A 14,752-nucleotide genomic window follows, 5' to 3' on the forward strand; every position below is an offset into this window, starting at 1 on the left:
CCCGACCGTCGGCCGAGACGATCACCCCGGCGGGCTACTTCACCGCGCCCGAGGTGATCCCGGAAATGATCTTGCGTTGAGCCACGACGAAGACGAGGAGCAGTGGAAGGCTCATGAGCGTGACGTAGGCGAAGATCAGGTGCCAGTTGTCCAGGTAGAGGCCCGCGCTGGCCACCTGGAAGAGGTTGAGCGGGAGGGTGTCGAGTCGCCCGCCCACCACGAAGAAGGCATAGAAGACGTCGTTCCAGACGTACAGACAGATCAAGATCGTCGCGGTGGCGAGGACAGGTGCCAGGAGCGGAAGGATCACCGTGCGGAAGACCCGCATCGGGCCGGCGCCGTCGACGCGGGCAGCTTCTTCGAGCTCCACGGGGATGGTTCGGATGAACCCGGTCACGAAGAAGATCACTGTCGACATGTACATGCCCATGTACACCCCGATCATGCCTACCGCAGTTCCTGCCAGACCGAGCTGGCGGAGCAGGAGCACGATCGTGACGACCGCAGGCGGCAGCACGATCCCGCTGATCGCCAGGGCGTAGAGCACTGCGAACCCGCGGCTGGACCTGCGCGCCAGGATCCACGACGCCAGGGAGCCGAGCGTCAGGACGCCGAGGACGGCGGGCACCATGATGAGCAGGCTCCCCAGGAGGGCCCCGGGGACCCGACCCTGCTGCCAGACCTCGCTGAAGTTCTGGGCGTACTGCCACGTGGACGGCAGGCTCAGGTCGGGGTTCAGCGCTTCGCCCTGACTCTTCCCTGCCGTCATGACCACGATCCACAAGGGCAGACCGATCAGCCCGATGACGGCCAGGACCGCGACGACCGGCTGGAGCCGACTCCATCGACCGTGCCGATCGACGGCCCCCTTCCGCCGGCGCAGGGCGGGTGTCGGCAGGAACCCACCGGTCGAGGTGGCGGTCACAGGACTTCCTCTCTCTTGCGCAGCACCCGGATCACCGGGAAGGCCAGGAGCATGACCACCATGAACAGGACCAAGCTCATGGTCGTGGCCTGGGCGAAGAGGCCCTGACCGAAGGTCCGGAAGATGAAGATGTTGAGCAGCTCGGTCGTGCGAGCGGGGCCGCCGCCGGTCGTGGCCTGGACGACGTCGAAGCCGTTCATCGACCCCAGCAGGGCGGTCGCGACGTTGAACGTGACCGCGGGGGCCAGGAGGGGGAAGCGGATGTGCCGGAATGTGGTCCATGCGGAGGCCCCATCGAGCCGGGCCGCCTCCAGGACGTCCTCGCTGATGGTCTTGAGCCCAGCCAGGTAGATGAGCATGGACAGACCCATCCACTTCCACGCGTGGACCAGGGCTACGACGACGAGGGTCCAGGTGGTGCTGCCCAGCCACGGGATCGCCACCTCGCGACCGAGCACCGTGGCGAGGACCTCGTTCAGAGCGCCTTCGGGCTTGAGGATGGCCTGGAAGACGTAGCCAACGGCCAGCGCCGACATGATCACGGGGATGAAGAACATCACCCTCGCGAACCGGTTGACCTTGGTGTCGCGCTCGAGGAGGAGCGCCAGCGCAAGCCCGAAGAGGTTCTGGAAGATCGCCACGAGCACCGCGTAGATCACCGTGACGCGCAGCGACGTCAAGAGCGTCCCGCTCTGCAGCAGGTCCTGGAAGTTCTGCAGCCCGACGAAGGCGATCGAGCTCTTGAACGCCGACCAGTCGGTCAGCGCATACAGGAAGTTGTAGATCGTCGGGAGGAAGAAGAAGAGCCCGAGCACGACGAAGGCGGGGATGAGGAATCGCGAGGGGTGCGTGCCTCTGCGCCGGATGCTGGTTCCGCCCGGACGTGGCCGTCGCGCGGCTCGGGCGGGATGGGTCGCCGCCCGCCGTGGTTGGGTCCGAGTGGTCACTGTTGCCGCCTTGAATCGAAGGGTGCCGGGCCGGCGTCGGCCGGCCCGGCACCTTGTTGGTCAGAACCCCTCGACGCCCTGTGCGCGGGCGAGCTGGACGAACTGGTCCTGGGTCTGCCGGGCGACCTGCTCGGGCGTGGCGCTGCCCTGGATCATGTCGGCGAGGTAGATGTACAGGTCAGGGTTGGCGACGGCGAGGGCCTGCATGGAGCCGACCGAGTCCTCGAGGCTGGCGTGGATGTCCAGGAGTGCCTGCGGGACGTTGTCGGGCGACTCGACCGAGTCCTCCAGGGAGATGGTGGCGCGGTCCTCGACGAAGGCCGGGTAGGCCGCACCCATCCAGAAGGCGAGCAGCTGGCGGGCGGCCGCCTCGCGCTGCTGGTCCCCGGTCTTGAACGCGACCAGTGCGTTCGACTGGTCCGGGATGAAGGTGCCGGTGTTGCCCTCGGGCGAGATCGGGAAGAAGCCGATCTTCTCGTCGAGCTCGGCGGTGTCGGCCTTCGCCTGCAGCTGGCTGAAGAAGGAGTTGACCTGGACGACCATGGCGGCTTCGCCGTTGAGCAGCGCGTCTCCCTGGTCCTCGAAGGTGGCGGTGGCGAGGTCCTCGTTGAACAGACCCTCGTCGACGAGCGCCTTGTACGTCTCGATCGCGCCGAGGATCGTCTCGTCGGTGAACTTCTCCTCACCAGTGTTGACGCGGTCCCACAGGCCGTCCTTGGCGGCGTCTGCGAGCTGGACCTGGACCCACCATTGCGTCGCCCAGCGGTCGCCCGCCATCTCGAAGAACGGCGTCTGGCCGGCCGCATCGAGCGTGCGAGCGGTGTCGATGAAGCTCTCCCAGTCGGCCGGCAGGTCGGCGATGCCGTTCGCCTCGAACACCTGCTTGTTGTAGTAGACGCCCTCCACCGCAGGGCTGGTGATGAGGGCCGCGTAGCGTGTGCCGTCCAGGATGCCCGTGATGTCCTGCAGGGCTGGGCTGAGGTCCTCGATCCATGGCGCCCCGTCGAGCGACTGGAGGTTGGTCGGTGCGTTCAGGGCTGTCAGCATGGACGCGGTCGGCTGCCAGAAGGCGAGGTCGGGCGTGTCGCCCGTGGCTACCTTGGTCTGGATGCCCTGCTCGTACGGGTCGGGGATGGTGACGACCTCGACAGATGCACCGGTCGCCTCCTCGAACTGCGCCACGACCGCCTCGGGGACGGTGTTCGAGTTCTGCGCCGCCCAGATGGTCAGCTCCACCCCGGTGAGGTCTGCCGTCGGCTCGGGCCACTCGTCCGACGCCGTCCCGCTGCCGGCATCCGCCGGCGCGTCCGGGGTGTCCACGCTCGGGTCGCTGCACGCAGTCATCAGGAGCGTGATGGTGGCCACGGCCGCCGCTCCGGTGAGGTACCGCTTCATGGGATTCCTCGCATCTCTCCGGGTCGTCAGTGACGCCGGGTCCGGTGAGACCTGATCGGGCTCGGTCAGGCCAGTGGGTTGTGCGCGATCCGGAGGATGCGCGCTTGAGGTTTGTGGGTCAGGACCCGGATCCGGGTCCTCCCGTCGCTGTCCGTGGTCAGGTGCCAGGGGTGGGCAGGCGACGACGGGTAGGCGGTTTCGATCGACCCGGCCGGCAGGTCGAGGACGACCTCGCCGTGCGCGTCTCCTCGCCACCACACGGCGACGAGAGTCTCAGTGGCAGCCCGGAGGCCAACGGCAACCCAGGGGTCGGTCCATCCCGGGAGGCCCAGGGGCCAGATGGGCACCGCCTGCTGGAGCTGGTCGGCCCACCTCCGCGCGAGCGAGACGCCCTCGCGGACCAGGGCGCGCTGCCGTTCGTCCATCTCGTCCAGTCGACCAGACAGGTACAGCAGACCCGACAGGCCCGTGCACATGGTGAAGACGAGCTCGTCCTCGGTCATGTCCGGCTGCGGATACGCCCAGTTGGCGGCCTGCTCGGGGAGGATCGAGAGCAGGGCTCCGGCAGCGATCGGCGGGTAGCGCAGCGGGTCCTGCTGGTCGGAGGTGGACTGCAGATCCATCCGAGCCAGCATCGCGTAGTCGGCGCGCATCGCACCCGACGCGCAGTTCTCGATCACCAGGTGGGGATGGCGGGCACGTACGCCGTCGATCCACGCCAGATGGGCGCGGTTGTGGCTCAGCAGCCCGTCACCAGGGCTGTCGGCCGCGCGGTCGGTGCCCGCTCCGGGAGTGACGTTGTAGTCCAGCTTGAGGTACCCGACGCCGAGGTCGTCGACCATGCGGTCCACGACGGCGTCAAGGTGCTTGACGGCGTCCTCGCTGCGCATGTCCAGCAGGTAGCGGCCCTGCTCGACGATCCGCACGCCGCGGCGCTGCAGGAAGGCGTCGTCGGGCAGCTGGTCGGCGATCGGGCTGCGAATGCCGACAACCTCGGGCTCGAGCCACAGCCCGGGCACCATCCCAGCCTCACGGATCTGCTGCAGGAGGCTACCGAGTCCGCGACCTGGGAATCGCTTGGTGGATGGCTCCCACTGGCCGACCGAGTCCCACCAGTCGCCACCGTCGTCGTACCAACCTGCATCGATGCAGAAGTACTCGGCACCCACTGATGCCGCGCTGCGGATCAGTGGTTCGAGCTTCTCGGTCGTCGGGTCACCCATCAGGGTGTTCATGTAGTCGTTGAAGACGACGGCTGGGCGCCGAGAGGCGTCTCGCAGTGTGCGGCGGTGCTTGGTCAGTTCCGCGACGGCACCAACCCATCCCTGGTTCGAGAACGCGACTGAGACCGGGACCGACGTGAAGGACCCACCCGGCTCCAGCGTCCGGAGCCATGCGTGGTCCGCGTCCGTCGGCCCGAAGAGGCCCAGCACCAGCGAGGAGCGATCGTCGGAGCGCAACCGCTCGCCGAGCTCGACGCGCCAGGCTCCGTTGTGCTCCACCTGCCAGGCCATCGCAGGTCCGCTGCCACGCCGCGCAATCACGCCCGCCGGAATGCGCTGTCCGGATGACCAGGCCCCTTGGCTGACGATCGTCCGGGCCCCTCGTGCGTCTTGGTGCTGGTGGAGGTCCAGTGCCAAGGAGACCAGTCCGTCTTGGGAACGCAGCGGCACCGTCGACCAGCGGCTCTCGCCGATCCAGTCGCTCGCTCCCTCGATGCTGTCGATCTGTTCGAGCTCCGTTGCACCGAGGGGCTCGCCGACGACGAAGGAGGAGACGGCCTGCAGGTGCACCGGCCCGACGCCGGCGTTCCGCACGGTCGTCCATGTCCGCAGCGCGGCAGCGTCGCCTGAGAGTCGGAGAGTGGAGCGCACCTCGATACCGCTCACTGGGTCGTGCTGATCGATCACGACGTTGTGAAACCGCTGATCTTCGGTGACCGCGTGACGCACGTAGAGCAGCTGTGAGCCGATGGCAGTCCTCGTGTTGCGGAGGTTCGCCGCCTGTCGCCCGTGGCCGACCGCCAGGACCTCGACGAGGGGCTGCGCGTTCGCATCCGCCGCTCCCCCAAGACCGACACACCGCACACACGTGCCCAAACCGCCCTCGAGGCGCAGATCGGGCCCCCCCAGTTCCCGGAGGTTCAGAGAGATGCCCTGGACAGACTGGTCAATCATGGCGAGTGGCACTCCCCGGCTCGGCGTCGTTGCGTACTCTATGAAACCGCCTATCACGGAGAATGGCAAGCGAACGGCTCAGGTCGTTGCCGACGCCTGACCGAAGGCCGGGCCGTCAGGAGGCCGTGCGGCGCACCGGTCCGGTAGACGCGCGCACGATCAGGTCCGGCGTCATGCGAACCGAGTGGGGCGAGGCGGTGTGCCCGATCGAGGCGAGCAGCAGCGTGAATGCCTGGTGCCCCAGGGCGACGAAGTCCTGGCGCACGGTGGTCAGGGGTGGTGTCCAGAGCTGCGAGAGCGGGTGGTCGTCGAAGCCGATCACGCTGATGTCGTCCGGAACGACCCGGCCGTGATCGGCGAGCGCCTTGGTCAGACCCATCGCGAGCTCGTCATTTCCGCAGAGCACGGCTGTGACACTGCTGTCCGCGAGAAGGTGGAGTCCGGCGTCGTACCCAGAGGTCGGCGGCCAGTCGGCCTGGATGACTGGCGGCACTCGTGCGCCAGCGGCTTCGAGCGCGCTGCGCCATCCGAGCATGCGCGAGCTGGGGCGACCCGTTGATGGGATGGCGACGTGATGGACGGTGGCGTGTCCCAAGTCGAGCAGGAACCGCGTCGCGCGCGCAGCCGCCTCGTGGTCATCCATGTAGGCATGAGGAACAGCCTCGCCCGCGGGTCGACCGGCTGCGACTGCCACTGTAGGCAGCCACGGCGGTACCGCCGCCAGGACGGCGACGCCAGGCGGGTCGTACTCCAGGACTACCGCACCAGCAACAGGCTGGCCGAGCGCAAGATCGATGGATGCCTCCACGGTCGACAGGCTGTCGCTCTCCACCACGGAGATGACGACCATGTAGCCGGCTTGGCGAGCAGCCTCCTCCACGCCCTGGATGGTGGAGGCGTAGCCGAAGCGGGTGGTGTCACCGGCGAAGACAACGATCATCAGCTGGGTGCCGGTCGACAGCGCTCGCGCGGCGGCGTTGGGGCGAAATCCCAGCTCGCGGATCGCAGCCAGGACCCGCTCGCGACGCTCAGGACTAACCCGCGTCGTCCCGCTGAGAACCCGCGAGACGGTAGGTACAGACACCCCCGCCGCTCGCGCCACATCAGCAATGACGGGGGGCTTCACGCGATTCTCGATGGTCACACGACAAGGCTACGGGGATCGCCTGCACCCGGGTCCAAGGGGAGCGCCGATGCAGTCGACGCGGTCAGCGGCGCACTGTCCGGTGGTCACCGCGGATGCGAGGGGCGATCGGATTGACACGGCGGGAGCCGCGGAGCACTCTCGAGTCAACATTGTTGACGACGGCGTCCGCAGCTGTGCCTGCGCGCAACCTGAGGCGCCCCCAGGAAAGGACCTTCGGATGAAGGCCGTGATGGTGACCTGACCCGGCCGGGTCGAGATCGTGGATGTACCGGAGCCGACGGTGGGACCGCGCGACATCCTGGTGCGGCCCAAGGCCTGCGGGATCTGCGGGTCGGACCTCTACTACATCGCCATCGGCGGTATCCCGCCGCGTCAGGGCGAGACGATCCTGGGGCATGAGGCGGCCGGGGAGATCGCCGAGGTGGGCGCGGAGGTCACCGGCCTGTCCGTGGGCGACCACGTGGTGGTCAACCCGATGGCGGACCCGACGGGCATCATCGGCAACGGCGGTCCCACCGGTGCGCTGTCGGAGCTGCTGGTGATCCGCGACGCGGTGGTCGGGCGCAGCGTCCGCGTGGTGCCGAAGGACCTGCCGTGGGACGCCGCCGCGCTCAACGAGCCGATGGCCGTCGCCTTGCACGCGGTGAATCAGAGCCGCCTGCCCGCGGGCGGGAAGGCGGTGGTCTTCGGCGCCGGTCCGATCGGCCTTGGTGCCGCGATCGGGTACAAGGCGCTGGGCGCCGCGCACGTGGTCGTCGTCGACATCCTCCCGGGCCGGCTCGACAAGGCTCTCGCGGTGGGTGCCGATGCGGTGATCAACTCAGCCCAGGAGGACGTCAAGGAGCGGCTCACCGAGCTGCACGGCACGGCCGCCGATGGTCTGGGCCACCCTCGGCCGGGCACCGACGTCTACCTCGACGCCGCAGGAGTGCCGGCGGTGATCGACACCGTCATGGTGTGCGCCAAGCATCGGGCCCGGCTGAGCATCCCGGCGGTGCACAAGAAGCCGGTGCCGGTCGACTTCGGCGCCGTGCTGGCGAGCGAGGTCGAGATCGTCACGTCGATGGGCTACCCGACGGAGATCTTCGAGGTCACCGACCACATCATCGCGCGCCCCGAGGCGTACCGGGCGATCATCAGCGACCGCTTCGACTTCGCCCACGCCCTGGACGCGTTCGCGCTCGCGCAGACGCCGGGCGCCGCGGAGAAGATCATCATCACGTTCTGACGACGTGCGCCGCTCCCAGGGCTCCGCGGCCCCGCGCCGCAGGCACGTCCTGCTGCTCCTGATATGGAGGGACCCGCTGTCAAGTGGGCAGGGTGAGGCGCCGCCCGGATGGGTTCTGGGCGGCGCCTCCTTGTTGACTCTGTGGCCCCGGGGTCCGGTGAGCGTGTCGTTGGCGACGCGCGGTCAGACTGATATGCGCGGGTTGGCTACCGCAGGACGGGCTGTTCGGCAGGAGCGGATCGCGGGTCTAGAGTCGGGCGTCGCGAGCCTGGGGGCTCGTTGCTCATAGGAGTTTCGCGGGTCGCTCCACGCGCTGCTACCGGTCTGGGGTCAGGAGTCAGATCGTGGGCCTGGTGGTTCAGCGGGCCGTCGTGTGGTCCTCGAGGGTGGCCAGTGACCAGCACCAGCCGGCGAGCTCGCGGGCGATGGCGACGTTGGCGATCACGGGTCGCTTGTGGTGTTCGTCGAACCGGACCCAGCGGGCGTGCAGACGCCGGTTCCCCTCGTCACCGCGGGCGCGGGCAGCCGGTGAGGCCAGGTCCCAGCGGGCCAACATGGTCGCACCGGGTCGGTAGCGGGCCCGGTGGTGCCAGGCTGCTTCGACCAGCAGCCGACGGGCGTGGGTGTTGCCGGTCTTGGTGATCGAGCCCTGCACCCGGCGGGCCCCCGAGGAGTGCTCGCTGGGGACCAGACCGACGAAGGAGCCGATGGTGTTGCCGGTGAACCGGTGCCAGTCACCGATCTCGACCGCCAGGGCGAACGACGTCAACGTCGAGACACCCCGCAGGCAGCTCAACCGCCGCACGACCGGGGTGAACTCGCTGTCCGTGGCCATCGCGGTGATCGCAGCGTCGAGCCGGTCGCGGCGCGCATCGGTGGCGAGCACGGCGTCGTAGTCGGACTCGAAGGCCATCTGCACCGCCGGGGCCTCGAAGTGCTGGCGTCGTAGCCACCCGTCGTGGGTCCCGGTCCACGCCTGCCCGCCGTCGTAGACGATCCCGTGGCGCAGCAGCAGCTTCGAGAGCCGGTGCCGGGCTCGCATCAAGTCCCCGCGGCAGTCCTCTCGCGCCCGGACCAGGTCCCGGGCCGCCTCCTGGTCCTCGGAGGGAATGACCACGGCGGTGATCTCGTCCAGCCGCAACAGCCGGGCGAGGTGCACCGCGTCCCTGGCGTCGGTCTTGACCCGATCCCCCGACGGTCGCTGCAACTTCGAGGGAGCCGCGACCACGCACCGAATCCCGTCCGCCTTCAGTGCCCGCGCGAGCCCGAAGCCGGTCGGCCCGGCCTCATACGTCGCCGCGACCGGACCCGGCAACGCGCCTATCCACCCGCGGATGTGCTCGTGCGAGGGCGTCAACCTCGCCTGGAACAGCTCGCCCGTCACGCCATCGATCGCAGCCGCCGCGACCGACCGTGCGTGCACGTCGAGCCCCACACTCGTACGCTCAGAGAACACCGGGGCCTCCCACACATGTCGGATAGGCCGAGCAGGCAGCCCCTACTCGGTAACCCACGAGATTGCGTGAGTGAGGCCCCGGCCCGCAACCACCCACACCCGGGCGGTCACTCCATACCGTCTAGGCTGACGCCATGGCACGGGGCTCCGGGACGGCGACGCGCGGGCGGATCCTGACCGCCGCGGCGACGATGTTCGCCGAGCGCGGCTTCGCCGGCGTCACCGTGCGCGACATCGCGGCCGACGCCGGTGCCGACGCCGCCCTCGTCATCCGGCACTTCGGTTCCAAGGAGCTGCTCTTCCTCGAGGCGGTGCACTCACGGTTCGCCGACCGGCCCCTCGACGACGTGCCGCTCGAGGACCTGGGTCGCAGCTTCACGACCTCCTTGCTCGACGCGGACGAGGCGACCCGGGGGGTCTACCTCGCGCTGCTCCGGGGCAGCGACCGGCCCCGGATCAAGGCGCGTCTGACCACGAACCACGAGTCCCACTTCGTCGCGCCCCTGCGGGCCCGGCTGTCCGGACCGGACGCCGACACGCGCGCCCGGCTCGCCGGAGCGCTGCTCGCCGGGCTGCTGTACTCGCTGTGGGTCGTCGAGGACCCAGGCCTGCGCGCCATGGACCGTGCCGAGCTCGTCGAACGGTACGGGGGACTGCTCCAGCGCCTGCTCACCGGCTGAGCCGGGAGCTCACACGTCGAGGTCCGCACCTGCGGCCTCCTTGCGGTTGCGTCCAGGGCCGACCGGCCGCCGTCGATGCCGGCACACGACAGGGCCCGGGTAGGACGCCCTCCGCGTCCCACCCGGGCCTGTTCGAGCCGCCGGCTCCGGTCGCTATGCCTGCCTGCGCCCAGCGTCGGCGGCAACGTCGGGTCGGCCGGCGCCGGCGCCGGCGGTCGCGTCGAGCGACTCGAGCGCGAGTGGAGACGCGTCGTCCGCGGCTCCCTCGACGGACATCTGCGGCGTGATGCGGTCCGCCCATCGGGGGTAGGCCCAGTTGCGTCGCCCGATCAGGTGCATGAGCGCGGGGACGAGCGACAGGCGGACGACGAAGGCGTCCACGAGGATCGCGACACCCAGGCCGATGCCCATGGCTGCCACGATCCGCTCACCGCCGAAGCTGAAGGAGGCGAACACGCTGAGCATGATCGTTGCGGCGGTACCGATGACGCGGGCGGTCTCCGCCACTCCGACCCGCACGGCGCGGCGGTTGTCCCGGGAGTGGGCCCACTCCTCGTGCATCCGGCTGACGAGGAACACCTGGTAGTCCATGGACAGCCCGAACACCACGCCGACCAGGATCACCGGGACGATGAACATGATCGGGGCTCCGGAGCCCACGCCCAGCAGCTGGCTGCCCCAGCCGAGCTGGAAGATGGCCGTGATGACTCCCAGGCCCACGGCGATCGTCGCCACGTTGGTCAGTGCGCCGACGAGGGGGACGAGCACGCTACGGAACGCCATCGCCAGGAGGAGGAACCCCAGCAGCGCGACGATGCCGAGGTACAGCGGCAGCCGGCTCATCAGTGCCTGCGAGACGTCGATGTTCGTTGCGGTCTCCCCGCCCACGTAGACCGTCAGGTCGGTGCCGCTCTCGGCACTCGGGATCACCTGGTCGCGGAGAGTGGTGACGAGCTCCTCGGTGGCTGCGGTCTGCGCGCTCGTGGCCGGCACGACCGCAGCGATTGCGATCGCCTGACCAGGCTGGACGGGCGCGGCCTGGACGGCGGCCACACCCGGGACGTCGGAGAGGCCGGCCACGAGGTCGTCGAACGCTGTCGCCGACGCGGCGTCGGGTACGCGGGCCGCGAGCACCAGCGTGGCGTCCACGCCGTCACCGAAGGCCGGGGACATCAGGTCGTAGTACTCGCGAGTGGGCGAACCCTGAGGGTCGCTGCTGGCGTCGGCGTTGCCGACCCGCATGCCCACCACGGGGGCGGCGAGGGCGGTCAGGACCAGCAGCGCGGCCACGGCGACCAGCCGGGGGTGGCGCTGGACGGTCAGGGACCACCGAGTTCCCATGCGGACGCGCGCGCTGGTCGGTGCCGCAGAGCCCAGGGCGAGCTCCCGGCGCTGGCGCCGAGAGAGGACCTTGAGCCCGATCATCCCCAGCAGCGCCGGGAGCAGGGTGAGGGCCGAGATCACGGTGAACAGCACCGTGAGGGCGGCCGCCTGCGCCATCCCGGTCAGGACGCTCAGGTCGACCACGAACATGGCCAGCAGGGCGACCATGACGGTCAGGCCGGCGAAGACCACCGCGCGCCCGGAGGTGTCGAGCGCCTTGGCGATGGCATCGGGCAACGACGCGCCGGCCATCAGGGCCTTGCGGTGGCGGTTCACGATGAACAGCGCGTAGTCGATGCCGACGCCGAGGCCGATCAGCGCACCCATGGTCAGCGAGGTGGAGTCCAGGGACATCACGTGCGAGGCGAGGACCACGACCAGCAGCGACGCGCCCACCCCGGTCACCCCGGTCAGGATCGGCAGGGCCGACGCCCACACCGATCGGAACGCGACGAAGAGCAGGACGATCGCGGCCAGCAGGCCGATGACCTCCATGCCGTGGGAGGGTTCGGGCAGCTGCGAGAACGCCTGGCCCCCGGCGGCCGCCTCGACGGTCGCGCTGTCGTAGCGGTCGGTGATGGCCCGCACCGCATCGACGTCGACCTCGCTCGTCGCGGTGACGCGGGCGAACGCCGTGCTCTCGTCGGGGTTGATCTGAGCTGTGCCGGCGCCGCTGTAGGGGCTGGTGACGGACTCCACACCGGGTACCGCGGCGACCTCGGCCAGCATCGCCGCCACCTGCTGCTCGACCGCCGGGTCGTCGATGGCCACGCCGTCGGTGCGCCAGACGACGTTTCCCACCGACGTGCCGTCCGCACCGGCCTCCGCGATGAGCGCGTAGGCCGTGGACGACTCGCTGTCGGGCAGCTGCGCTGCAGTCGTGAAGGCGGTGCCGGCAGAGAACACGGCCGCCATCAGGCCGATGAGCGCGGCGATCCACACCGCGAGGACGACGCGGCGGCGCCGATAGCACCAGCGGGCAAGTGTCGACATGATCGGGACCTCTCTCGGGTTGGTCGTTGTCACCCTCGAGACTCCCCGGCTGCTCGTCTCCGGGCGTCAACCATGCGCTGTGATCGACCTACCGCGTGCGCGGTACCGCAGCGGTCCGGCTCGGCCCAGTCGCGGTAGAGCGCGCGCCGCGTTCGCACCACGACACCGACCCGCCCGGCACGAAAGCCTTCTTGAACCGCCGAGGAAGGGAGCAGCCATGGCCACGACGTCCGTCGCCGATCCGACGGCGCGCCACCGTGCGTCCGTGCTCGGCCGCTTCGCACTGACCGGCCTCGCGGCCAACGCGGCCTATGCAGTGGTCTTCCTCGCCGCCGGCGGGACGGCGACTGCACTGGTCGGGCTCTGCACAACGACGGCCACACTCGCCGTCTGGAACCTGGTCGCACCGCACGCGGGGCGCGTGGCGACCCTTGGCGTCCTCGCTCTCACCACCGGCGCCGTCGGGCTGGTCAACTTCGGGGTCCTGAACCGTGTCATCGGCGCCCGCACCGGCGCGCGCCAGGTGCCCGCGCGTCAGCCAGCGGGATCCGCGTGATGACGTGCGCACCAGGTCGCCACGACGCCGTGCGGTCGCGTGCGACGGCGATCGTGGCTCCGAGCAGCGGGCACGCGTCGTTCGAGGAGGAGATGTGACCGCACCCGCCCCCACCCGATCGACGACGGACCTCATCGCGGGTCTCACCCGGTCCTCGGGGCGACTGGCAGAGCGCCGCCTGTTCGTCGCCGCCGTCGCCGCGTACGCGCTGTGGACCATCGGCGTCGTCCTCGGCTGGACGGACGGGGTCGACGCCGCGTTCGGCCACCCCGTCCTCGAGCCCCGATCACCGGCCGGCCAGCTGGCCGAGGTGTTCGCGTCCGCCACCCACCCCTTCGTCATCGTGGCAGTGACCGTCTCCCTGGCGCTGCGGTCGTTCCGCCGCCGCCAGCGGCGTCTGGCGCGGGCGCTCGCCCTGGCTTCGCTCGGAGTGCCCCTCTGGGTCGTTCAGCAAGCCCTGTACGGCCGGCCACGCCCGTCGTCCCTCTTCTCAGACTCGGTCACGGCTTCCCTCAGCGCCTACCCTGCCGGGCACATGGTGGCAGCGACGATCCTCACGTGGGTCCTGGTGACCACGGCGAATGCCCAGCGCAGGCCCGGTGCCGCCCGCTGGAAGCGCCGGATCTTCGGGGCCATGCTCGTCACGACCGTCGGGGTGGACCAGTGGGCGATGGGCACCGAGTCCGGCACCGACCTGATCGGCGGGCAGCTGCTGGGCATCGCGGTCGCGGTCGGCGCGCTCTGGTTCAGTCGGGTCGCGACGATCACCGGTGCCTGGCGACCAGGGCGTGCTGTCCTGCCCGGCCGGCAGGCGGCGGTGATCTACAACCCGACCAAGGTGCTCGAGCTGGACCAGTTCCGCCGGCGGGTCGAGTTCGCGCTGAGCCGCAGCGGATGGCAACCCACCCTCTGGCTCGAGACGCTGGTCGACGACCCCGGTCGGGGGATGGCACGCGCGGCCCTCGCCAGGGGCGTCGACCTCGTGCTCGTCGCGGGCGGGGACGGCACGGTGCGCACCGTGTGCGCCGAGCTGGCCGGGTCCGCCGTGCCCGTCGGCCTCGTGCCGGCCGGCACCGGAAACCTCCTGTGCCGCAACCTGGGCATCCCGCTCGACGAGGACGACGCGATCGCCGTCGCCCTGCGCGGCGTACCCACGGCGATCGACATGGTGCGCTGGACGGTCGACGGCCAGTCCCGGATCTTTGCCGTGATGGCCGGCGTCGGCCTTGACGCGCAGATCATGCGCGACACCGACCCACGCTTGAAGACAGTGCTGCGCGGAGGCGCGTACGTGGTCGCGGCCGCCCAGCAGGTGATGATGCCGGCCTTCGGCGCCACGGTGACGGTCGACGGTGTGACGTGCCACGACGGCGACGCCGTGATTGCCATGGTCGGGAACGTGGGACGGCTCCAGGGCGGCATCCAGCTGATCCCCGGAGCGAGCCCGACCGACGGCGAGCTCGATGTCCTCGTCGCGTCGAAGGCCGGACTCGCGGGCCTCATCCGGCCAGCCTCGGCGGCGCTGCGCGTCGCCACCGAGCCGCCGCCGACCCACGTGCGTGGGCAGCGCGTCGACGTCGTCCTCGACCGTCCCGTGGCCTACCAGCTGGACGGCGACATGAGCGGTGAGGCGATGGCGTTCACGGCGGAGGTCCTGCCCCACGCACTCCTCGTCATGACGCCCCAGCCGTCCGTTCGTCGGCACTTCGCGCGACCCCGACACATGCCCGGCAGCAGGCACTCTGCGCCGCGCGAGTGACCGCCCGGCCGGGAAGCGCCATCGCGCGCACACGGTCCGGTCAGGCGGCCCTCCGGTTCGCCGCGGCTCACCTGGATGGCCGTGCACAGGACCGACTGCGCGCGTA

At 70.1% G+C, this 14,752-nt stretch carries 11 protein-coding genes; 4 read left to right on the forward strand and 7 right to left on the reverse strand.

Annotation, left to right across the window (positions count from 1 at the left end; translation table 11 throughout):
* Positions 1 to 34: 34 nt before the first annotated feature.
* The 5 genes from K415_RS0102580 to K415_RS0102600 form a co-directional block, all read right to left on the reverse strand.
* Positions 35 to 925 (reverse strand): carbohydrate ABC transporter permease, encoded by an 891-nt coding sequence (locus tag K415_RS0102580; protein ID WP_024285548.1) that lies wholly within the window; start codon positions 923 to 925, stop codon positions 35 to 37.
* Complete coding sequence (locus K415_RS0102585; RefSeq protein ID WP_231494806.1) at positions 922 to 1,872, reverse strand: carbohydrate ABC transporter permease; 951 nt, start codon at positions 1,870 to 1,872, stop codon at positions 922 to 924. Before K415_RS0102585 ends, K415_RS0102580 begins: the two co-directional genes overlap by 4 nt.
* 60 nt (positions 1,873 to 1,932) lie before the next feature.
* The gene (locus K415_RS0102590) at positions 1,933 to 3,267 is read right to left on the reverse strand and encodes an ABC transporter substrate-binding protein (protein WP_024285550.1); all 1,335 of its coding nucleotides are present in this window, start codon (positions 3,265 to 3,267) and stop codon (positions 1,933 to 1,935) included.
* Between the two features lie 65 nt (positions 3,268 to 3,332).
* Positions 3,333 to 4,781 (reverse strand): glycoside hydrolase family 36 protein, encoded by a 1,449-nt coding sequence (locus tag K415_RS0102595; protein WP_197024642.1) that lies wholly within the window; start codon positions 4,779 to 4,781, stop codon positions 3,333 to 3,335.
* 778 nt (positions 4,782 to 5,559) lie between these two features.
* Complete coding sequence (locus tag K415_RS0102600) at positions 5,560 to 6,588, reverse strand: LacI family DNA-binding transcriptional regulator (RefSeq protein WP_029663013.1); 1,029 nt, start codon at positions 6,586 to 6,588, stop codon at positions 5,560 to 5,562.
* Positions 6,589 to 6,871: 283 nt separating this feature from the next.
* On the opposite strand from K415_RS0102600, the gene K415_RS21335 reads away from it, so the two are divergent.
* A complete protein-coding gene (locus tag K415_RS21335; protein ID WP_197024644.1) occupies positions 6,872 to 7,819 on the forward strand; it encodes a zinc-binding dehydrogenase in 948 nt (315 codons plus the stop codon).
* 358 nt (positions 7,820 to 8,177) lie between these two features.
* Here the strand turns inward: K415_RS21335 and K415_RS0102610 are convergent, their stop codons facing one another.
* Positions 8,178 to 9,275 carry an IS110 family transposase gene (locus K415_RS0102610; protein ID WP_024285553.1) on the reverse strand — a complete coding sequence of 366 codons (1,098 nt, stop codon included), beginning with the start codon at positions 9,273 to 9,275 and terminating at the stop codon, positions 8,178 to 8,180.
* Positions 9,276 to 9,409: 134 nt separating this feature from the next.
* Here K415_RS0102610 and K415_RS0102615 point away from each other — a divergent pair, with 134 nt between their 5' ends.
* Entirely contained in the window at positions 9,410 to 9,955 is a 546-nt protein-coding gene (locus K415_RS0102615; protein WP_024285554.1) for a TetR/AcrR family transcriptional regulator, read from the forward strand.
* Positions 9,956 to 10,108: 153 nt separating this feature from the next.
* Here K415_RS0102615 and K415_RS0102620 read toward each other — a convergent pair whose 3' ends face one another.
* The gene (locus K415_RS0102620) at positions 10,109 to 12,331 is read right to left on the reverse strand and encodes an MMPL family transporter (RefSeq protein WP_024285555.1); all 2,223 of its coding nucleotides are present in this window, start codon (positions 12,329 to 12,331) and stop codon (positions 10,109 to 10,111) included.
* Between the two features lie 217 nt (positions 12,332 to 12,548).
* On the opposite strand from K415_RS0102620, the gene K415_RS0102625 reads away from it, so the two are divergent.
* Positions 12,549 to 12,887, forward strand: a complete 339-nt coding sequence (locus K415_RS0102625) for a hypothetical protein (RefSeq protein WP_024285556.1) — start codon at positions 12,549 to 12,551, stop codon at positions 12,885 to 12,887.
* 94 nt (positions 12,888 to 12,981) lie between these two features.
* Complete coding sequence (locus K415_RS0102635; protein ID WP_024285557.1) at positions 12,982 to 14,646, forward strand: diacylglycerol kinase family protein; 1,665 nt, start codon at positions 12,982 to 12,984, stop codon at positions 14,644 to 14,646.
* Positions 14,647 to 14,752 lie beyond the last annotated feature (106 nt).

The organism is Cellulomonas sp. KRMCY2, from assembly GCF_000526515.1.
Taxonomy (GTDB): domain Bacteria; phylum Actinomycetota; class Actinomycetes; order Actinomycetales; family Cellulomonadaceae; genus Actinotalea.